22 protein-coding genes and 1 riboswitch are annotated in these 19762 nt (G+C 44.7%); of the genes, 6 read left to right on the forward strand and 16 right to left on the reverse strand.

The window, feature by feature from the left end; all coding sequences use genetic code 11:
- The first annotated feature begins 47 nt into the window (after positions 1-47).
- The 3 genes from GC098_RS17525 (at position 48) to GC098_RS17535 (ending at position 3882) form a co-directional block, all read left to right on the forward strand.
- Positions 48-1613, forward strand: a complete 1566-nt coding sequence (locus GC098_RS17525) for a copper amine oxidase N-terminal domain-containing protein (RefSeq protein WP_171644411.1) — start codon at positions 48-50, stop codon at positions 1611-1613.
- A 118-nt stretch (positions 1614-1731) separates the two neighbouring features.
- On the forward strand, positions 1732-2109 hold the full coding sequence (locus GC098_RS17530; protein WP_171644412.1) for a hypothetical protein: 378 nt from the start codon (positions 1732-1734) through the stop codon (positions 2107-2109).
- 177 nt (positions 2110-2286) lie between these two features.
- Positions 2287-3882 (forward strand): copper amine oxidase N-terminal domain-containing protein, encoded by a 1596-nt coding sequence (locus GC098_RS17535; protein WP_171644413.1) that lies wholly within the window; start codon positions 2287-2289, stop codon positions 3880-3882.
- A gap of 63 nt (positions 3883-3945) precedes the next feature.
- Here GC098_RS17535 and GC098_RS17540 read toward each other — a convergent pair whose 3' ends face one another.
- On the reverse strand, positions 3946-5301 hold the full coding sequence (locus GC098_RS17540; protein ID WP_171644414.1) for an 8-oxoguanine deaminase: 1356 nt from the start codon (positions 5299-5301) through the stop codon (positions 3946-3948).
- A gap of 61 nt (positions 5302-5362) precedes the next feature.
- Positions 5363-5459, reverse strand: a riboswitch (purine riboswitch).
- A 227-nt stretch (positions 5460-5686) separates the two neighbouring features.
- Here GC098_RS17540 and GC098_RS17545 point away from each other — a divergent pair.
- Positions 5687-5887, forward strand: coding sequence for a cold-shock protein (locus tag GC098_RS17545; RefSeq protein ID WP_029196201.1), 201 nt, complete (start codon positions 5687-5689; stop codon positions 5885-5887).
- A 65-nt stretch (positions 5888-5952) separates the two neighbouring features.
- Positions 5953-6153, forward strand: coding sequence for a cold-shock protein (locus tag GC098_RS17550; RefSeq protein WP_082562262.1), 201 nt, complete (start codon positions 5953-5955; stop codon positions 6151-6153).
- A gap of 175 nt (positions 6154-6328) precedes the next feature.
- Here GC098_RS17550 and GC098_RS17555 read toward each other — a convergent pair whose 3' ends face one another.
- The 10 genes from GC098_RS17555 to GC098_RS17600 all read right to left on the reverse strand — a co-directional run bounded on the left by GC098_RS17555 (position 6329) and on the right by GC098_RS17600 (position 14647).
- Entirely contained in the window at positions 6329-6709 is a 381-nt protein-coding gene (locus GC098_RS17555) for a YflT domain-containing protein (RefSeq protein WP_171644415.1), read from the reverse strand.
- Positions 6710-6765: 56 nt separating this feature from the next.
- A complete protein-coding gene (locus tag GC098_RS17560) occupies positions 6766-6930 on the reverse strand; it encodes a DUF1328 domain-containing protein (protein WP_029196203.1) in 165 nt (54 codons plus the stop codon).
- Between the two features lie 103 nt (positions 6931-7033).
- Complete coding sequence (locus GC098_RS17565) at positions 7034-7597, reverse strand: DUF1003 domain-containing protein (RefSeq protein WP_246358673.1); 564 nt, start codon at positions 7595-7597, stop codon at positions 7034-7036.
- 422 nt (positions 7598-8019) lie between these two features.
- Positions 8020-8868, reverse strand: a complete 849-nt coding sequence (locus GC098_RS17570; RefSeq protein WP_246358681.1) for a CheR family methyltransferase — start codon at positions 8866-8868, stop codon at positions 8020-8022.
- Positions 8869-8879: 11 nt separating this feature from the next.
- Entirely contained in the window at positions 8880-11663 is a 2784-nt protein-coding gene (locus GC098_RS17575) for a CHASE3 domain-containing protein (protein ID WP_171644416.1), read from the reverse strand.
- A 101-nt stretch (positions 11664-11764) separates the two neighbouring features.
- Positions 11765-12574 carry a PPK2 family polyphosphate kinase gene (locus GC098_RS17580; RefSeq protein WP_171644417.1) on the reverse strand — a complete coding sequence of 270 codons (810 nt, stop codon included), beginning with the start codon at positions 12572-12574 and terminating at the stop codon, positions 11765-11767.
- 12 nt (positions 12575-12586) lie between these two features.
- Positions 12587-13354: a sigma-70 family RNA polymerase sigma factor gene (locus tag GC098_RS17585; RefSeq protein WP_171644418.1), complete on the reverse strand. Its 768-nt coding sequence runs from the start codon at positions 13352-13354 to the stop codon at positions 12587-12589.
- On the reverse strand, positions 13351-13809 hold the full coding sequence (gene rsbW, locus GC098_RS17590; RefSeq protein ID WP_171644419.1) for an anti-sigma B factor RsbW: 459 nt from the start codon (positions 13807-13809) through the stop codon (positions 13351-13353). Before rsbW (GC098_RS17590) ends, GC098_RS17585 begins: the two co-directional genes overlap by 4 nt.
- Positions 13806-14177 carry an STAS domain-containing protein gene (locus GC098_RS17595; protein WP_171644420.1) on the reverse strand — a complete coding sequence of 124 codons (372 nt, stop codon included), beginning with the start codon at positions 14175-14177 and terminating at the stop codon, positions 13806-13808. The genes rsbW (GC098_RS17590) and GC098_RS17595 overlap by 4 nt, the downstream gene beginning before the upstream one ends.
- Before the next feature lie 14 nt (positions 14178-14191).
- Positions 14192-14647, reverse strand: a complete 456-nt coding sequence (locus tag GC098_RS17600) for a DUF948 domain-containing protein (protein ID WP_171644421.1) — start codon at positions 14645-14647, stop codon at positions 14192-14194.
- Between the two features lie 166 nt (positions 14648-14813).
- On the opposite strand from GC098_RS17600, the gene GC098_RS17605 reads away from it, so the two are divergent.
- Complete coding sequence (locus GC098_RS17605; RefSeq protein WP_171644422.1) at positions 14814-15272, forward strand: Dps family protein; 459 nt, start codon at positions 14814-14816, stop codon at positions 15270-15272.
- A 359-nt stretch (positions 15273-15631) separates the two neighbouring features.
- On the opposite strand, the gene rsbW (GC098_RS17610) is transcribed toward GC098_RS17605, so the two are convergent.
- The 5 genes from rsbW (GC098_RS17610) to glgD all read right to left on the reverse strand — a co-directional run bounded on the left by rsbW (GC098_RS17610) (position 15632) and on the right by glgD (position 19762).
- On the reverse strand, positions 15632-16066 hold the full coding sequence (gene rsbW, locus GC098_RS17610; RefSeq protein WP_171644423.1) for an anti-sigma B factor RsbW: 435 nt from the start codon (positions 16064-16066) through the stop codon (positions 15632-15634).
- Complete coding sequence (locus tag GC098_RS17615) at positions 16063-16395, reverse strand: STAS domain-containing protein (protein ID WP_171644424.1); 333 nt, start codon at positions 16393-16395, stop codon at positions 16063-16065. Before GC098_RS17615 ends, rsbW (GC098_RS17610) begins: the two co-directional genes overlap by 4 nt.
- Before the next feature lie 131 nt (positions 16396-16526).
- Entirely contained in the window at positions 16527-17612 is a 1086-nt protein-coding gene (locus tag GC098_RS17620; protein WP_171644425.1) for an RNA-guided endonuclease InsQ/TnpB family protein, read from the reverse strand.
- A gap of 279 nt (positions 17613-17891) precedes the next feature.
- Positions 17892-18581, reverse strand: a complete 690-nt coding sequence (locus tag GC098_RS17625) for a hypothetical protein (protein ID WP_171644426.1) — start codon at positions 18579-18581, stop codon at positions 17892-17894.
- A gap of 29 nt (positions 18582-18610) precedes the next feature.
- Complete coding sequence (gene glgD / locus GC098_RS17630; protein WP_171644427.1) at positions 18611-19762, reverse strand: glucose-1-phosphate adenylyltransferase subunit GlgD; 1152 nt, start codon at positions 19760-19762, stop codon at positions 18611-18613.

Below are 19762 nucleotides of genomic sequence, written 5' to 3' on the forward strand. Positions count from 1 at the left end.
TGAACGTCTTTTACTATTTTTATTAAACCTAAGGAGTAGATTATCACATGCACAAAAAGAAATTGACTTGGTGGATCTCCGCCGCAATGGTTCTATTGATGTTTACTTTATCAGGCTGCCAGGCTGTGCAAGGATTAGACCTTGCTGGGGCGATTCAGAATGACTGGGCCGTGAAGTCCTCAGAATCCAAAGGCACCTTGCAGCTCGAGTTTGTGCCTGGCGACACTTCTAAGCTATCCACTGAGGAGCAGAAGGCACTAACCGCTCTGCAAAACGTGAAAATCGAACTCACCAATGTGAAAACACAAGATGCACAGCACCTTTCGGCAGATGGTACGATTACATACAGTAAAGGCACAATTCCTTTCAAACTTGCAACTGAGGGCACCAAGTTCATTTTGAGTGTCGAGGGCGCGAAGAAACCGATTGTTTTCGATGTCTTAGGAGGTTCTAATTTATCGTTTACTAAACTGTTACCCGCAGCTGTGCAAGAACAGTTCGGCAACAAAATTGCAGATATTAAATCTGCGATTATTGGACTTATTTTAGCTAATACGCCTAATCCGTCGAACATATCTGTCACACCTGTCACGGATAAAGTAAATGGCGAGTCCCTGTCTCTGCAAAAAGCGCATATCGAGCTTAGCGGCACGGAACTGGCTTCCCTTCTCAAAAAGCTGCTGAGTAATGTTCTCGCTGATGAAGCTGGATTGAAAGAATTGATCAGCCAATTGTACGATGCCCTCTCACCAATTATTGAGGAGCAAATCAAGGGCGGATCTACCGACTTTTCTCTAAAGATTTTAAGTAATAAACAGTTAGCTGTTGGACTTGTCTACCCACCTGTTCAAGATTTTCTGAAGAAAACAGCTGCGTCCTTGGATAAAATGATTGCCGGGGATGCTTTGGGCGAGCCGGGCATTTTGCCGATTCAGGATTTATTTAACAGCAAATCAGCCCTTCAAGCAGATATTTACACAGACGCTGACAAACAAGTTCGCAAGCAAAGCCTTGCGTTGAATGTTCCTCTTACGAATACGAGCTCAGGCATTGCTGCTCTCAAGCTGTCTTATGTAAGTGAGACGTGGAATATCAATAAGCCGGTCACGGCGAATACCATCAATATTTCTGACGGTGCGCTAAATGTAGGCATGGACGCTTCATCCATCTACAGCTTATTGAATAACCTTGATAAGCAGTCTCTCATTTACAAGCTGCTCAAGGATGATTTGAAAGTAACGAAAAAAGAAGTCAATCTGAAGTTGAATGATGGTGCTTCCGGGGCTGAATCCGATACCCCACAGCCTTTTATTAATTCAGATAACAAAACGATGGTGCCTGTGAGATTTATTTCTGAAAAGCTTGGCGCTGAGGTTGGCTGGAACGGGAATCTTCAGCAAGTAACCATCAAGGACTTGTTAACAGGTGCGACGATTGTCCTGAAGCTAGACAGTAAGATCGCAAGTGTGAACGGCGCTTCTATCGAGTTGGAAAGTGCGGCTACGCTCCATAACGGATCCACTTTCGTACCGATTCGATTCATCGCGGAGCAGCTCGGAGGCAAAGTTTCATTCAATGACGATACACGTGTAGTTACGATTAAACGCGACTAACCTGTTGAATTGACACGAGTTGGCGATACACCTTTTTTGGGCGGCTGAATAATCTAGTAGTGAACCTAGGCAAAAGCCTGCTGCTAAGCGCAGCCGCACGAAAAAGGAGCGAAACCGTATGTATATGAATCCATCGCATCATCCTGTTCATCCTGTTCATCCTGTTCATCCTGTTCATCCTGTTCATCCCGGTCATCACGGGCCTCATGTTCTTTTCCAGGCAGATCCAAATTGGCAGCACATGTTAAGGCAGAAAAGAGATACGATCCAAGGTGCACTCCACCCTCATATCGGTCGTACTATTCGTGTCACAACGTTAGAAGGACATACGCATGAAGGTGTTTTGGTTAACGTGGATGGACACCATGCATACCTTCAAGTGAATCCGCATGGGCATCCTCATGGCCAGCATAGACCCATCTATACGCCAGCTCAATACAACCAAATCATAACGCTTGTGCTCTTCGAACTATTGGTTATCTTACTGCTTTCCTAAGACAAAAGCTCGCTCTCATCAGGTCATTAAGACCTCTGAGAAGCGAGTTTTTCTATTAGCGTATATTAAGCCATTGTAAAAATTTTCTAATCAAAGCGCATCTTTCCCTCTTTTTGTGCGTATAATCTATCACTGCTATTTTTTACTAGCTATTATATCTAAGGAGTAGATTTGTAGATGCAAAGAAAGAGATTTACTTGGTGGATTTCCACTGCATTAGTTATTATGCTTTTGGCGTTAACGGGGTGTCAGGCTGTTCAAGGGCTAGATTTGGGGCAAGCTATTCAAAATAGTGCCAGCATTCAATCCGCCGAATCCAAAGGCTCGCTTCAAATGGACATCATCACAGGTAACACCGATGGCTTGTCCGCTGACGAGAAACGGATGATTGACGTCTTGCATCATGTGAACTTAGAGCTGAAGAGCGTTAAAATGCAAGATAAGCAGCACATCTCTGTAGATGGTGCTCTTATCTACAGCAAAGGGTCTATCCCCTTCCAGCTCAACGTAAATGGGACGAAACTCACTATACATATCGAAGGTGCTAAGAAACCACTTTTCTTTGATCCGATGACGGCGCAAGCTGGCTTAGCTGGCTCATCTGCAGCACTATCATCCAATTTGCAGCAGCAGTTACTCAAGAAAGCAGAAGAATTATGGCCTGCATTGCTCAAATTCTTCTTAACCAATGCTCCGAATCCGGAACATTTCGCCGTATCTTCCGTGTCCGAGCCTGTGAATAGTGAAACACTTTCCATGCAAAAGGCCCACATAGAGATTAAAGGTAATGAGCTCGTAGGCCTTCTGAAAGCATTCCTAACGAACATCCTTGCTGATGAAAAGGGAATGAAGGAATTGATTGGTCAGCTCTATGATGCATTGGTGCCTATTATTAAAGAAGAAATGAAAGCTTCCCCCTCTAAGAGTGGGTTAAATTCTGAATTGCCAGACCTTATGATGGCTTACCTTGATAACAAGACGTTAGCTGTTGAGTTTGTTTACACAACCATTCAGCAATTTCTTCGGAAAGCTCTCAACGAGTGGGATAAAAACATGCAGGACACACTTTCTTCTGTATCCGACTCCCAAGTGAAAGCATTACTGAGTGATAAAACCATACTTAAAACAGACTTCTTCATCGATACCGATAAACAGATTCGCAAAGTAAATGCGGAGCTTACACTCCCCCTCACAGAGGTTAGTGCTGGAGTCAGTGCACTTAAATTTACTTATACCAGTGAAATATGGAATATCAATAAGCCTGTTACAGCAAGTGTAATTGATACCTCTGGCGGGGTATTGAACCTGAGCGAGGTATCAGCCAACAACGATTCCTTCCTAACCTATTTCAACAAAGATTCTAAGTTCTATTCCTTTCTGAGAGAAGATTTGAAAATAGCCAAAAAAGACATTCACTTGCTGATGAGTCAGGACGATGACGACTACGAGTTCGATTCCTCCCATCCTTTTATCAATGAGGATCAAGTGTCCATGGTGCCCGTTCGATTCATTTCGGAGAGACTGGGAGCTGAAGTGAAGTGGAATGCAGCCTCAAATCAAATCACAGTGAAAGACCAACTTAACGACAAAACGATTATTCTGACACTTAACAGTAAAACAGCGAGTGTTAACGGATCATCTGTTCAATTGGACAGCGCCCCCATCCTGAAGAATGGCTCCACTTTCGTACCGCTTCGTTTTATAGCCGAGCAGCTTGGCTGTAAGGTTGGTTTCGATAATAAAACAGGTAGTGTAACCATTACCAGAGAATAGCTGATCCTAAGCCAAAAGCTCGCCCTCATTCGGTCTATATGACTGGTGTGGAGCGAGCTTTTCTCATTGCTGAATGAATCTTTCGAATGAATCCTGACAATCTCTAGCTAATTTCTCCTCATCAGTTCCGACCAGTCTGCCGTTCTCGACAACAACCTTTCCATTCACAATTGTATAATCAACCGGACGTTTGAGTCCTACCGTACCTAGCCACGACTTTGGATCAGTCAGAGTCCCCACAGCATCAATTTGATCTACACGCACCATGAACAAGTCTGCTGCCTTGCCAATCTCCAGCGAACCAATGTCGCTTCTTCCTAATATTTCTGCTCCACCTCTGGTTGCTACCTTCAAGAGATCATATCCGGTCGGTGCCTGACTGCTAGACTGAAGTCTGTGCAAGAGATACGAAACTCGCAGTTCCTCTAACAGATTCGAGCCATCGTTTGAGGCGCTCCCATCAACAGCTAAGCCAACGGGAATCCCCATCGCAAGCATTTCGGGAACCCTGGCTATGCCGGACGAAAGCTTCATGTTCGAAATCGGGCAATGCGCGACTCCTGTTTTGGTATGTGCAAGCAGCTTCATTTCATCATCGTTAAAATGTATACCATGCGCATACCACACATCGTGGCCTAACCAGCCGAGACTTTCCATGTAGGCCAAAGGCCTCATCCCGAAACGCTCGAGCGTGTAGGCTTCCTCGTTCTTCGTCTCAGCTAGATGCGTGTGCAGCCGCACGCCCTTGGATCTAGCGAGCTTCGCCGATTCAAGCATGATATCCGCGGATACGCTGAACGGTGAACACGGAGCGAGCACTACCTGCCTCATTGAACCTGCGCTGGCATCGTGGTAGAGATCAATTAGCCTCTCACTATCGGCTAGAATCGTATCTATATCCTGAACAACGCTCATGGGAGGCAGCCCTCCCTGATCCTTGCCTAGCGTCATGGATCCTCTCGATGCAACGAAACGGATACCAAGGCGCTCCGCGGCTTCGAACTGTTTATCTATAAAATGGGCACTATTTTGCTGTGGAAACACATAATGATGGTCGAAAACTGTCGTACAACCGTTCTTCATCAGATCCGCAATCCCCGTAAGCGAGCTATGGTACACGGCGTCTGGCGTAATCCCTTTCCAAATTTCGTAGAGATAACGCAGCCAGTCGAATAACTCCAGCTTCTGCACCTGCGGCAGATTGCGCGTGAACGTTTGATATAAATGATGATGCACGTTAATGAGACCGGGATACACGAACATCTGTGACGCATCAATCACCTGTTCTGCCTCATACAAGTCCTTCCCCATCTTCACTATCCGATTGTCTTCAATCAGGATATTCGCCTGTTCCAGCACACGATCCTCCGCATCCACCGTTACAATTGCTTTTGCACCACGAATCAACAATGAACCCATCCCATCTTCCTCCTCAACGTAAATGAGGAAACCAAAAAAATCCTAACAACAAACACAATATATGAGCATATATTGTGTTCGTAGTTAGGATTTAGGTTCCCAGTAGAGCCCCCGAACCGAATTATCGAGGTTATACGAACTATGAAGTTGTGTCTTACGGCTTACAATTAGCCCCAGTATAGAGCAGAAAATGGCGGCAAGTCAATACTTATCAACGCAATGACTTTGTGATAAATTTTTCGATCAATGAATTTTTAGTAAAAATGGAATAAGCTCCCCTATAAATGGATATATTATCAAAGCTGCGTTAACAAGCTATCGGGATCTACGTGGTCTTCGGAAACAGGAGCGCAGGCACAAATTATTGTTGGAGGTTTTTGTATACATGGAAACAGGCACGGTTAAATGGTTTAACGCAGAAAAAGGTTTTGGTTTCATTGAAATGGAAGGCGGCAAAGATGTCTTCGTTCACTTCAGCGCTATTACTGGGGAAGGCTTCAAAAGCTTGGATGAAGGCCAAAGCGTACAGTTTGAAGTTGTTCAAGGTAACCGCGGACCGCAAGCTGAAAATGTAGTCAAGCTGTAGTCCTTCACCACATATTGCTTTAACTGCTTGCGAGTCTGAGTCTACTATGACAAGGAGGAGTTCGATTGTACTTTTCAAAGAAATCGTTGGAACCTGTCCCCGAGGAGCAAACCAGCATCTGGACCTGCAGCACCGAACAGTGCTCATGCTGGATGAGAGATAATTTTTCATTCGCTGATAGTCCTGCATGTCCAATTTGCAATTCATCCATGGTCAAGGATTTAAAGATGCTCCCAACCTTATCGAACACAAGCAGCAGGCGATGAATGCAAGAAGGTAGCAATTGATTTCAAGAGAAACCCTCGCGTCTCCGAATGGAGGCGTTTAGGGTTTTTTTGTTTTTATTTTTGCATGAGGTAAAATAAACGGCTACGCCGTCTTATACTTTCTTATCTACACAGAAAAGAGACTCCTTGAAGGAGTCCCCTTTTTAAGGTTTTATCATAAAATAGTGCGTTGAAAATCTTGGCCATTATATTCCCTAACTTCCGTTGAAGGGGTAGCCAGAACAAGGATTTTCCCTTTATCCAGCTCACTTTCCAAACGACCGGCCTCCACTTCTGGCACACCGAGTGCTCTCATCTTCGCCCGCAGCTCATCGCCGCGAGAACGGAACAGATTAGCGATAGACGTCAGCACCCCCTCTTCAGCCATGGTGATCTGCTCAGCTCCCGTATAGTTAGCGACGTAATCAGTACCTTCAGCACTATGGGTCAGCACATAAATATGCTCTCGCTCAAAGCCTTCTCTGTACAATTGCTGCACTTTATTCTGTGCCTCTTGAAGATTCGATGTCACACTCACTCTGGTATAAGTATTCATGGTATTTCCTCCTCTTTGGCTATTATTTATTGGGTTAGTGATGTATGAAACTTTTGCTAAAAGCCTCTTCGTCTTCCGAAAATCAAGGATACGACGAACATAATCAGGAATACGAAGAATAAGACTTTGGCAATCCCTACCGCTGCTGAGACAATCCCGAAAAATCCAAAAACACCGGCTACAAGCGCAATGATTAGAAACATAATTGCCCAACCTAACATAGGAAACACCCTCTCTTATCATCGAATATTGGTTGTTCTTGCTATGTTATCTATTAACCACTTCGCCTAGTAATGAAACACTTTTCAGTTGAAAAATAGGACATCATCCATTGTTATCTTCACTTTCAGCTTGCCGTGTTAAGCCCATCTGTTCAACTCTTTCCAGCCTTTTATCTAGACGTTCGAGCAGTGTCTTTAGCTCCATATTCTCTTGTTCGGCTCGGTAATTGATCGCGAAATCAAGGATCGCCTCCTGCTTATCTCGCGCCGCTTGACGATTCTGACTCATCAGAATAACCGGTGCCTGCAAAGCCGAAATGCAAGATAGAATCAAGTTAAGCAGGATGAATGGCGGCTTATCAAATGCGAAGCTCATCAGATTAATGATCATCCAAATGCCCAAAAAAGTGCAAAACAACACTATAAATGTCCAACTGCCGCCAAAAGAGGCAATATGATCAGCAAGGCGATCTGCCCTTGAAGACTTCTTCTCCTGCTGTTCAATCAAATGGGACTTAATATTCCCTTGATATTCATTCACCATGGCCGTTATGCGATCTAACTGGTCATTATCCAGCTTGGTGCTCGGATCGTTGTCCAGTTCCTGAAACAACTTCTCAGGCGTGCAATCGCCTGTAGATTTCATCTCATCGATTTCCTCTTCCATTCGTTTCCCTTCTTTCTGCTTCTAAAGTACAAGCTACTTTATATGTAAACGTTCCCCGCTGCTGATGAAACAACCCTATGGGACGTGCTCCTTTATTGGAGGTTGTAGATCCATAAATCAATGTAGTTTCAAAATTTAGGTACTAAACTGCTGATCTGAGGCTCTTGGGGAACGAGGGGCCGCTATTTCGGTTAATATGTCGATATTGGGCCGCCTATATGCGGAACGTACGTACGCTATTTTAGTGTTTTTGCAATTTTACACCTCTGAATCGTGAAATAGCGGATCCTCGTTCCGCGAAACCATGAAATACGCGGTTTCGAGCGAAATAAGGTATCTACGTTCCGCAGAGATCGAGGCTGCGCGATTACAAGTCGGGCATTAAACAAAAAACACTCTCCAAGGGAGAGTGTCCAGCAAAATTACCTCTTACGATAAATTCGTTCCTGCGGTACGAATTCATCATATTGCACGCCTTCGGGCACGAAAAGAATGGATTCTTTTTTTCCTAAGCCTAGGTATCCACCTGGAATTAAACTTCCATGAAATAGGCTGTGTACCTGCTGCTGCAGCTTCGTATCGAAATAGATCATGACATTGCGGCACAGGATGACATGGAATTCATTAAAGGAGCCGTCCGTGACGAGATTGTGCTGCGCAAACATCAGATTTTCTTTCATCAGCGGCTGAAAATAAGCATATTGATGATCTGTTGTATAGTACTCGGAGAAGGCCTTGGTCCCACCTGATTCCAAGTAGTTCTTCGTATAGACTTGCATCTGCTTCAGTGGGAAAGCGCCCTTTTGCGCGCTCTCAATCGCTTTCTCATTCATATCTGTCGCATATATCTTCGTTCTCTCGGCCAAGCCTTCTTCCTGCATCAGGATCGCCATCGCATAGACTTCTTCTCCGGTCGCACAGCCTGCATGCCAAATCCGAATCTCAGGATACTTCCTTAGCACGGGAACTACCTGATTACGAAAAGCGCTGAAAAAGCTTGGATCTCTGAACATTTCTGTCACTCGGATCGACATGTCGTTCAGTAATTGTTCCACGAAGCCGGGTTTGTGCAGGACTTTTTCTAGCAGCGCTGTGATGGATGGCAATTTCTCTGCTTTCATGCGATTAAGAATTCTCCTGCGTAAGGATGAACGCACATAATGGCGGAAATCGAACCCATACATTTGATATAAGCCTTCCAAGAGCAGATTAATCTCGATATTTTGCAGCTCATCGTAGGGCAGTTCTTCTAATTCGGAGTAATTATCCAAGGACTGGCGAATCAATGTTTCTTCACCTGCTTCGTCAACCATACCCGCATAAGCGAGAATAGTTGATCCATATTCAGCGGCTTGGTGATATAGTCGGAAGCGCCGGACTCCAGACATTTCTCTTTCTCACTCTTCATTGCTTTCGCCGTTAGCGCAATGATGGGTAAATCGTGCAGCTTCAGCTGACCGCGAATCGCTTTCATCGCATCATAGCCCCCCATGACAGGCATCATAATGTCCATTAACACAAGGTCGTAGTCGGAATCTATGGATAAAAGCTCCAGGGCATGCTTGCCGTGATCAGCAATCTCCACGGTAACTCCCTTCGTCTCAAGTGCTGTGACAAGCGCGAAAACATTACGCGCATCATCGTCTACGAGAAGCACTCTTTTACCATGAAACAATTGCGAATCTGAGCTTATGAGCTCAGCCATTTGCTGCTCTGCTATCAAGGAACTAGGTTCAGTCGAAACTGTTACAGTTGTATCTAGTTTTAATTCCTCGCTAGCTGCTGCAATTTCCCCCCGCGAATGATCGTTCTCTTGGACCTCAGGCTCCAATTCACGCGCGTTAGGCACATAGAGGGTGAACGTGCTGCCCTTGTGAAGTTCGCTTTTCACGACAATGGATCCACCAAGCAAACGCGTAAACTCGCGGCATATCGATAAACCAAGTCCCGTTCCGCCGTATTGACGATTCGTTGTACCATCCACCTGCTGGAACGCTTCGAAAATAACCTGCTGCTTATCAATCGGGATACCTATTCCGGTATCTGTAATCGAAATAGCCAGTACGGTTTCTTCCGGATCTCTATGAAGCAGCTCTTTGACTCGAGAAGGGTCAGCGAGTGCGATTTTCATGGTTACAGAGCCTTGCTCAGTAAATTTAAAAGCGTTAGATAACAGATTCTTCATGATTTGCTGCATGCGTTGGCCATCCGTCAAAATCACATTAGGCACATTCGGCTCCAAAATGACCTCGAAATCCAGCCCCTTCTTATCCGCTACGGGATCAAACATCAGCTTCATTAATTGCGGTATTTCAGTCACGTTGACCTCATCCGTCATAATTTCTATTTTACCCGCTTCTACTTTGGATAAATCAAGAATATCGTCAATCAGCGCGAGCAGATCATTGCCTGCAGCATAAACGACACGTGAATAATCCACAACCTCCGACATTTGCATGTCACCGTTATTTTCCGCAAGCATTTGCGACAAAATCATAATGCTATTGAGCGGTGTTCGCAGCTCATGGGACATATTCGCCAGAAAATCGGATTTATACCGCGAACTCGTCTGAAGCTTAAGCGAGAACTCTTCCAGCTCATCCTTCGCTTTCTTCAACTCTAACACTTTCTGCTCCGCGAAATGGTTCTGTTCCTCTAGGAACTCATTCGTCATCCGCAGCTGTTCTTGCTGCATCTGGAGTTCTTCAGACTGTGTCTGCAGCTCTTCCGATTGTGCCTGCAGCTCTTCCGTTAACATCTGTGACTCCGAAAGCAGACGCTCTACTTCCATTCGGCTTCGCACACTCGTAATCGCCGTACCGAATTTCTCTTGCAGCGAATCGACCAACGTAAGATGCTTCGATTGGAAGGGTTGAAGTGAAGCTAATTCAATAACTGCCTCTGCTTTGCCTTCCACCATGATAGGAGCAACAAGTAAGCTTCGAGGTGTGGAAACACCTAAACCTGACGTTACTTTAATATGGTTCTCCGGAAGATTATCCATCAGGAAAATCCGCTTATCTATGGCACATTGACCGACTAAGCCTTCCCCTAATCGAAAGCTAGCCGTTGAGGGGTCCACCCCGGATGCTGCATATCCTGCTATTTTCACATACCGAGTCTCGCCCCCAGCGTTATTACGGAGGTAAACAACACCATAGACGGCATCCAGCATAGGAGCTAGCTTACTCACAAAAGTTTCACTCAATTCCGTGATATCGCTAATCCCCTGATACAAGGTTGATACTTCGGTTATATTGGTTTGAATCCAGTTTTGCTTGTCTAAGCTTGCCAGCAGATCATTCGTTGCTTCTGCCAGCACTCTAATCTCGTCATTGGTTCTCACTTCAATTCTTGCATCTAGATTTCCTTCAGCAGCTGTAATATCTCGAATTGTCTTAATGACTCGATTGATCGTGCTAGTTATTGAATTGGACAAAAATACAGCCACCAGAACCGCAAAAATAGAAGTAATGCCCAAAACGGTAAAAAGAACAACTCTAAGATTATAGTTGCTTTTTGCTAATTGATCGACTCTTGCAGCCGTTAACTGCTGTTCAACCCTAAGAAAGGAATCAAACTGCGTGCGCAGCTGATCCATCAATTTTTTCCCTGAATTTTGTTTAAAAAAATCATTAATGGCTGCTGTATTGTTTTCTTTTTTCAACTTAACAACGTTATCGCCACCATTCTTGATCCAGTTCTGAATCGTTGGCTTGATCTGCTCCAAACTTTTCTGTTGTGCAGGATTATCACTTATTAAAAGATGAAGCTTATTATAATTATCGAGCCATGCTCGGCTGCCAGCCTCATAGGGATCCAGGTACTGCTCTTCCCCAGTAATGACGTAGCCTCGCATCCCCGTTTCCATATCGATCATGTTTTTCTGTATAACATTAAGGAGATCGCGCACTTCAATATCATGCGTGGATATGTAGTCTACTTCCTTCTGAAGAGAGGTTATTCGATCACTCACAACTAAGAGGGCAGCCCCTAAACATAGAATAATACAGACATATCCTAGCGTGATTTTCGTCTTTATGTTGATAGGAATAGATTTAAACATGTTTGCCTCCTAGTACAGTTCGTAGAGAATGTTATGTTAACATTCTACTGTTCTCACTATACCACATTAAGAGAGCTAGAGAGATAGTTTGAGCCTTGTTTCTATAATTGATCAAGCAACTGATCGAGCTCCGGATCGGATTCCGGATAAGCTACATTCATGCTTTCCAACGCTTCTACAGCAATTTGCAGAACGGCCCAATCTCGGTACCAGCGATGATTAGCAGGCACGACATACCACGGAGCAGAAGCTGAGCTGCACTGCTTAAATACATCTTCATAAGCCTTCTGGTATTCGTCCCAGGATTCTCGCTCCACGAGATCATTCTTGTCGAATTTCCAACGTTTCGTTGGATCCGTTAGCCGATTCCGCAGCTTTGCAAGTTGAAAATCCTTGGAAATATGCAGGAAAATCTTAACGATTTTTACACCGCTGCTCTCCAGCAATTTCTCAAATCGATTAATGTGCTTGAATCGTTTCTTCGCTTCTGAATCACTAATCGAGTTGTGTACGCGGGTTATCAGTACATCCTCATAATAAGACCGAATGAAGGCCCCGATCATTCCTTTCGCAGGCACAACCTTATGAGCGCGCCACAAGAAATCATGAGCGGATTCCTCTTCAGTAGGCGTTCTGAAGCTGCTTACTTGAAAGCCCTGTGGATGGAGTCTTCCGAGCGCACGCTTAACGACGCCGTCTTTACCGCTGCAATCCATGCCCTGAATCACAAAAAGAACAGACTGCTTCTTCTCGGCGTACAGGATATTTTGCAAGGTTTCTAATCGTTCGCTCAGACGTTCTATATTCGGTTCGGCCTCTTCACGATCGTGAAGGGCTCCGGTTTCATTAGGATCAATGCTTTCTAAACGTACTTTCTTCCCGTATTCCAATTGAAAATGGTCGCCCGGCATCGGGTAGCCTCCTTACGTGCTCTGGTTTAAGACAGTCTTCAGCTTATCAATCGCCCGCTTCTGAATCCGGGATACACTCATCTGAGAAATCCCTAATTTGTCGGCAATGTGCCGTTGCGATTGTCCTTCATGATAAATAAGACCAATAACCGTACGTTCTTCCTCTTTCAAACAAGTCATCGCCTCTTCAAGATCCATACGTCTCTCGAGGTTTTGATAGTCATCCGTTGGACCAGCGATCATATCGCCAATCGTCGCACTATCCCCATCACTCGTGAGCGGAGTATCCAGTGATGTGTAATTATAATAATCGCGGCCTGCCAGAATCTCAATCGTTTCTTCCGGACTGAGCTCTAAATAAGCCGCAATCTCATCGATACTCGGCGAACGTTCCAGCTTCACGGTCAGTTCATCCAGGGCACGCTGGACAAGCGAACCTTTCTCTTTAATTCGTCTTGGAACCTGAATGTACCATGACTTGTCACGCAAATAATTTTTCAGGTGACCAATTAAGCTTTTCATTGCATAGGCTTCAAACGGAATCTCCATGGTGCTGTCATATTGTACAAAAAGCCGCAGCATCGACATCTGTCCGACTTGAAATAAATCCTCATATAAATCAGGACGGCTCCGCGACATCTTACCTACTGCCATACGAACAATGTGTTCATAGTGCAGCAGCAGCGCCGTAGCCGTCTCTTGACATTCGGTTTCCCGATAAATCTTCATTTTCGAATACATTTCATATAACGGTTTCGAGGATGATGCATTCGCATTCATACCATTTCCTCTTTTCTATTCAGCTGGCTTGCCAGTTGCTTCGTCAGAATAACCTCGGTTCCTTTACCGCTATGCGTCAATACTTGTACATCATCCATTAAAGCTTGCATCAGGAACAAACCTAGTCCCCCCACCGTCGCTTCACTGATGGATTTATGGTGCAGCGAGGCAGCTTCTGCATCTGTTTGAACATAATTAAAGCTATTACCTTCATCCTTCACAGAAATTCTTAAAAAGCCGCTGCTGTGCTCAAATTGAACCTCTACGCTTCCTGACTGGTCATGAGAGTAAGCATGCAGGATCGCATTGTTGCAAGCTTCTGCCACAGCAACTTTCATGTCTTCAATATCTTCGAAGGAAAAGCCCGCTTTGGTGGCAACGCCATATAAAGTGAGTCGAACAATATCTAGATATTCCGCCTTTGCCGGTATCGTAAGGCCAATGTATGGGCTCATATGATTTCTTCTTTCCTTTCTGTTACACCTTGGTTTTGACTTTGGTCTTCACGATCTACCAAATAGCGGGCAATGCCGGTTAGTTCGAATAATCGCTGAACTTTGGCAGGAATGTGATGAATACGGAAGGCTGCCTTCATAGCAGCTCTCACTTTAAGCACGGAGACAATCATACCAATTCCTGTACTGTCAATATAACGCAACTCTTTTAAATCCAACGTTAAAACCTCATTTCCTTTATGAACGACCGAGTCAAGCACTGTGGCTAGCTCCGATGCAGCAGATAAATCAAGTTCTCCACTTAAGTATATGATATTTTCTTTCCCATTCGATTGTTTGTAGACAGTAAATTTACGTATAGCGTTCACAAGATGACCCCTCTCTATTTCGTAATTCCAGTTTGCGGTGATTTCTTGGCTTTCATTTTTTGCAACATCTCATACGAGATGGCAGCTCCTTGCAAAATCGTCTTCCATTTCGTACTAAGCGGCTGAGTTTGTTGGGTTAAATTCGTTTGTTTAACGGCTGAGATTAGGCTCGCAGCTGATTGTTTCACCGACGATGTTAACTCATGAATCACTTGCCCTACATCGTTAACCGAGCTGAATAAATGATTAAGCTTCGACAGCTTCACACGCACATCTATGGCCATCTCATTGGTATTGAGAATAACGTCCTGTACTTCCGAACTGATCTGTGTGACTTCATCCTTCATTTGGCCCATCGTTAATGTGATCTCATCTAATGAGTTTTTCAGTGATTTCAAAGTTTGAATCAAATAGAAGACAAGGAACACAAACGCAACGGCTGCAATGATCGCACTAATTTGTACTAACATTTCAATCACCCCTATCTGCTTAATTACTTATTGCTTACCCCTGTTCTTGGCATCTGAAACAATTATGAAGAAATTTTCGATTTATTTTCCTTTCTGTTTCAAGAGGCATAAGGAAGGGTACATATACGTATGCACAACCATACTAATTAAGTGGAGGGATTTTACAATGGTCAAAACGGCAACGAAAGCAAGTCCGATTACAGAGATTCTTGACAAGCAGGTCGCTAACTTTTCCGTTCTTTATATGAAGCTGCATAATTATCATTGGTATGTGAAAGGCGAGAATTTCTTTACCCTCCATATCAAATTCGAAGAATTATATACAGAGGTTGCCTTGCATCTAGACGTTATCGCGGAGAGAATGCTATCTCTTCGTACGATTCCGACAGCAACCTTGCAGGAACATTTGGCCACAGCGTCCATAAAGGAAGCTAAAAATGAGGAGACGGCTGAGCAAATGGTGAAGCAGCTGGTAAGTGACTTCACCCGCATTTGCTCGGAGCTGACAGAGGGAATTGAACTTGCTGAAGAGCAAAAGGATCAACCGACAGCCGATCTGCTCATCGGGATTCGCTCATCGCTTGAGAAGCATAGCTGGATGCTGGATGCGTATCTTGGCAAATAAAAACACCGGCTTAGGCCGTCCTTGGTTGTGAGTGCGCACATGTTGTACTCTGTACAACAATAAGCAAGCTAATTCGCGTTTTCCACGCGATTGTTGCAGAAAATACAATAATTCCAGCCTAAAGTAGCTCTACAGCCTACAAAAGGGATAAATTGTTGTATAAACTACAACAACCTGAGCTTTTCAAGAAGAAATCAAGGAAATTGTTGTACGCTGTACAACTTGCCTTTCTGATTGGCCATTTTCCCAAGAACCAGAAAACAAAAATCCAGTAGAAAATAGTCTCTTACTGAGAGCTTATACTTGTATACACATTCCCACTTAGCTTAACAAAAAACCACGGATCGGCGGTTTTCCCGTCAATCCGTGGTTTTTTGTTGGACATATTTGATGAGCGTGACTTCGGTTCCTCGTTCTGTGTTCACGATAACCTCATCCATCAGCGCTTGCATGAGATAAATCCCGAGGCCTCCAGACTCTAGCTCGCTGGGCGAAGCCCCTGACAAAGGCATCGTATGCTCGTCGCGTTCTTGATAATTAAAGCCTGTGCCATCATCTTTCACTTTCACAGTCAATCTGTCGTCTCCGGGCTCATAGCTAATTTCGATTTGCCCACTGCCACTCTGCGGTTCCCCGTGAAGTACAGCATTGTTGCAAGCCTCCGAAACCGCTACCTTCATATCCTCGATATCTTCATATGAGAAACCTAACTTGGTAGCAACCCCAAAAAGACTGAGTCTTACGATATCCAAGTATTCCGCTGCCGCGGGTATTTGTAAACGAATCACATTCATGCGCTTCCTTCGATCCCTTCGTTCAGGAATCCAGAGATTCCCGTAAGATCAAACAGCCGCTTAATGCCGGCCGGGATATTACTGACCGTGAACGGGGCTTTCAACTCATCCCGAATTTTCAAAGCCGAGACCACAATACCAATCCCCGTGCTATCAATATACCTCAACTGCCCCACATCGAGGATTAACGCCTTATCCGCCCGATGAACAACCGCTTCGAGCGCATGACGGAACGTTAAGGCCGCAGCCAAATCGAGCTCCCCACTGATACGAAGCTGTATAGATTTCTCCAATTCTTCCTGATCAACTTGGAACTTCTCTGCTGACATCAGCCACACTCCCTTACGTTATTCTTTCTGTGAACCTCTCGTCAATTAATTAACGAGCTTCTCAATTCATCGGGACTCGTAACCTCGTCCCTCCTTGAAGGCTAGTTCCTAGCCTGATTGGACTAGTATGGCTACGATATTTTTTGTAAAGCTAGTTTCAATATGTTAATGGCTGCATTTTCGTCCCGATCTGCCCTGTATCCGCAAGAACATTGATGGACACGAACAGTAAGTGATTTTTTGACGATTTCACCACAGTTAGAGCATCGTTGTGATGTTTGATAGGGATTCACTTGCATAACCTGACGACCAGCGCTTTCAGCCTTGTACGTCACGAATTGAACAAGTTGCTTCCATCCGCTATCCGCAATGCTTTTTGCAAGATGATGGTTCTTGACCATCCCACGTATGTTCAAGTCCTCGAAGGCAATGAGTCCATACTCATTTACTAGCTTTCGCGACTCTTTATGGGCATAATCCTTACGCTGACTCGCTACCTTTTCATGAAGTCTGGCTAGTTCGCCTACAGCTTTGCGTCTGCGGTTTGAATCGCGCTTTTTCTTCGAGACCGCACGCTGCTTTCGTTTCAACTTTTCTTCGCTTTTACGAAGAAATTTCGGTGATCGTATACGATCACCGTCTGATGTTACCGCAAGCTGTGACACACCAAGGTCAATGCCTATCTGCTTTTCTGACGCTGAAAGGTATTTGCTTTCGACTTCACAAGAAAAACAAGCGTAATATTTGCCACTCTTGACCATGATGGTACACGTCTTAATCGTTCCTTGCGGTTCCCGATGAAGTCGTATGCGCACATTGCCGATCTTGGAAAGCTGAAGATGCTTTCCCTCTAAGGAAAATCCGCTTTGCGGGTAGGTAAAGGAGCTATACTGACTTTCAGGCTTGAATCTTGGAAAGCCTGCTTTCTCACCGTTTTTGACGCGGCGAAAAAAGGCTTGATACGCCTTGTCCAACCGTTCTACGACATTTTGAAGAACTTGTGAATGGACATTTTTGAGCTTGGGTATATACTGTTTTCTCACTGGCAGCGTCGCCTTCTGCTCGTAATAGGTTAAGCTTAGCCCAGTTTGCTTATAGGCAGCGATTCGTTCTCCGAGCAATCGATTATAGAGAAGACGGCAACGTTGCAGTACGAAATGAATGTTTTCTTGCTCTTCCTTGGTTGGATACAAGCGGAATTTATAGGTTCTTTGCATTAGCCGTCTCCTTCCATTTGCCTTGTGGAAATCAAATATATAACATTCGTTTCTTATCTGATTCCATTATACCAAACAAATGTTCTAATTCAAAGAGGAGAGGAAGAGTATTGTTAGAATAGGCATTTTTTTGCCCCTGCCATCCCACAAAGGGATATCGGGCAAAGCGGACTTTCATCTCTCCCATTAAAATGGGAAGGATTCTCATCCGCATGTCCTAAAATAGGAAGATCTCCCTGCATATGCCTTCAAGCTGACCATAGAGGCCAGCTGCAGACATTAGGTACTTGAAAGATGATAATAATCTATGGATATCAGTTCTTGTGTCTCTGGTTCAATAAAAAGCTTAATTAATGCTTCTCTCCGCCCAAAGACGATACCGTCCTCCGCCACATAATCGGGTTCTCCTAGCAGCCGCTTCACATCCGTTATCGTCAACGGAATCCGTTGATCATTGATTTGAACGTGCCCAACCTTGGCTGGAATTTGAACAAAAGTCACGATATCATCTTTGAAGCCAATATTCATATCCGGGTATTCATACGTAAAGGCTTCTACAAAGTTGGGATCCTGAACAAACGTTAGTGGATACCCTTTCTTGGCAATGACTGACTCTGTATCATCATAAAGTGAGATTCCCTCTAGGCTATTGAGCATAGGCACCAATGAGTTAGCTTCAGCTACCTGTAAATTAGCACCTATATCACTGCTAGATTCCGCTTGGGCAGCGGCAAGAGTAGGCGGCAGAACGGGTAGAAAAGTGTTATCTGGTCCTTCCGGATTCAGAGTAATGATCCCCGGTGAAAGGATGATTTCCGGTTCACCGATTTGTTCAGAAGTTGTCCATCTGACGATAATCATCGCTAGAATAACGACTAGAAAGAACAAAGCTAGCTTATAGACACGGCTACGGTAGCCTGTTATGTGTGTTAGCAGCTTAGCACCTTTATCACGTAACATTACGTTCATATCTGATCCTCCTACTCTCGCACTTTGGATTAGATCACTCCACTTTTCTCAGCCACAAAGGGGTGTGCGTACTGACCGCATAACACGGCCCCTTGCTCCACTACGACCTGCTTGTCCAAAATAACTCGGTCCAAATACACGCTTGCTTCAATTGCACAGTCATGCATGATGACACTATTCTTAACACTGGCGCCTTTACTTACCGTCACACCTGGAAACAAGATGCTGTTCTCTACATAGCCTTCAATCCGGCAGCCATGAGCGACGAACGAATTGCGGATCAGCGCGTCATGGTTACAGGCCGTTGCTTGTTCTTCCTCTTTCCGCGTATAGACAAACTCTTGATTAATCATGAATTGCTTCCAGCCTTGCGGTTGCAGAAGATCCATGCTGTGCACATAGTAACTATCTATGGAATCCATAATTGCCATATACCCATGATTGGCATAGCCTTGTACATGAATATCGGCCAGATGAGCCCAGATGACCTCTTTCAGATAGATCTCGCTCCCGCGCTTCAAGCTCTTCTCAATAAGATCGATCAGTAATTTCCGCTCCATAACCATCGTGTCCAAATCGATATTCTGCGGTGTTAAGCTCGGCAGTGCGTGATAGGTGGGAGAGGCGCTGATCACGCGACCTTGATCATTCATCTCCAAGTTGTAAGCGCGACCAATATGAGCATGACGGTCAATCTCTGTCAAATGTTTAAAAAGGACCGTAATTTCTGCCCCGCTGCTGAGGTGGTAATCGACCATATTTTCGAAATTAGAACGATAAATAACACGGCTAGGCGCAAGCAAAATATAGGTTTCGGTGCACGACTTTAAATAATCGAGATGACTGTATAGATGAAGGAGATCGCCATGGTCGAAGGTTCGCGTATCACTCGCGGGATCAATCCATAGGGAGAAAGGAGGGAGAATAGAGACCCCTCCTGCATCCGGAGCATCTAAACCCCAGTGATGCCCGTCACCCACATGTTCAAGCAGCGAATCCGCCTTCGAATTAGCCAGAACGACGACTTTCTGAATGCCCGAATTGCTCATATTGGAAAGCGCGAAATCGACCAGTCGATACCGACCGGCAAAAGGCACAGCAGCGACACAACGATTGCGTGTAAGCGTTGATAAATCATCCTGTTCATTCATGAGATTGATCATGCCAAGAACATTTTTCAT

Source organism: Paenibacillus phytorum (genome assembly GCF_013141715.1).
GTDB classification, from domain to species: Bacteria; Bacillota; Bacilli; order Paenibacillales; family NBRC-103111; genus Paenibacillus_E; species Paenibacillus_E phytorum.

Coding starts and splice junctions, on each gene's coding strand:
- GC098_RS17565 (WP_246358673.1), bottom strand. CDS start 7,597: ATGGAAGAGGAAATCGATGAGATGAAATCTACAGGCGATTGCACGCCT.
- GC098_RS17525 (WP_171644411.1), top strand. CDS start 48: ATGCACAAAAAGAAATTGACTTGGTGGATCTCCGCCGCAATGGTTCTA.
- GC098_RS17580 (WP_171644417.1), bottom strand. CDS start 12,574: ATGCCGGGCGACCATTTTCAATTGGAATACGGGAAGAAAGTACGTTTA.
- GC098_RS17545 (WP_029196201.1), top strand. CDS start 5,687: ATGGAAACAGGCACGGTTAAATGGTTTAACGCAGAAAAAGGTTTTGGT.
- GC098_RS17555 (WP_171644415.1), bottom strand. CDS start 6,709: ATGAATACTTATACCAGAGTGAGTGTGACATCGAATCTTCAAGAGGCA.
- GC098_RS17540 (WP_171644414.1), bottom strand. CDS start 5,301: ATGGGTTCATTGTTGATTCGTGGTGCAAAAGCAATTGTAACGGTGGAT.
- GC098_RS17620 (WP_171644425.1), bottom strand. CDS start 17,612: ATGCAAAGAACCTATAAATTCCGCTTGTATCCAACCAAGGAAGAGCAA.
- GC098_RS17615 (WP_171644424.1), bottom strand. CDS start 16,395: ATGTCAGCAGAGAAGTTCCAAGTTGATCAGGAAGAATTGGAGAAATCT.
- GC098_RS17625 (WP_171644426.1), bottom strand. CDS start 18,581: ATGAACGTAATGTTACGTGATAAAGGTGCTAAGCTGCTAACACACATA.
- rsbW (WP_171644419.1), bottom strand. CDS start 13,809: ATGAGCCCATACATTGGCCTTACGATACCGGCAAAGGCGGAATATCTA.
- glgD (WP_171644427.1), bottom strand. CDS start 19,762: ATGAAAAATGTTCTTGGCATGATCAATCTCATGAATGAACAGGATGAT.
- GC098_RS17560 (WP_029196203.1), bottom strand. CDS start 6,930: ATGTTAGGTTGGGCAATTATGTTTCTAATCATTGCGCTTGTAGCCGGT.
- GC098_RS17600 (WP_171644421.1), bottom strand. CDS start 14,647: ATGTTAGTACAAATTAGTGCGATCATTGCAGCCGTTGCGTTTGTGTTC.
- GC098_RS17585 (WP_171644418.1), bottom strand. CDS start 13,354: ATGAATGCGAATGCATCATCCTCGAAACCGTTATATGAAATGTATTCG.
- GC098_RS17530 (WP_171644412.1), top strand. CDS start 1,732: ATGTATATGAATCCATCGCATCATCCTGTTCATCCTGTTCATCCTGTT.
- GC098_RS17605 (WP_171644422.1), top strand. CDS start 14,814: ATGGTCAAAACGGCAACGAAAGCAAGTCCGATTACAGAGATTCTTGAC.
- GC098_RS17535 (WP_171644413.1), top strand. CDS start 2,287: ATGCAAAGAAAGAGATTTACTTGGTGGATTTCCACTGCATTAGTTATT.
- GC098_RS17575 (WP_171644416.1), bottom strand. CDS start 11,663: ATGTTTAAATCTATTCCTATCAACATAAAGACGAAAATCACGCTAGGA.
- rsbW (WP_171644423.1), bottom strand. CDS start 16,066: ATGAATGTGATTCGTTTACAAATACCCGCGGCAGCGGAATACTTGGAT.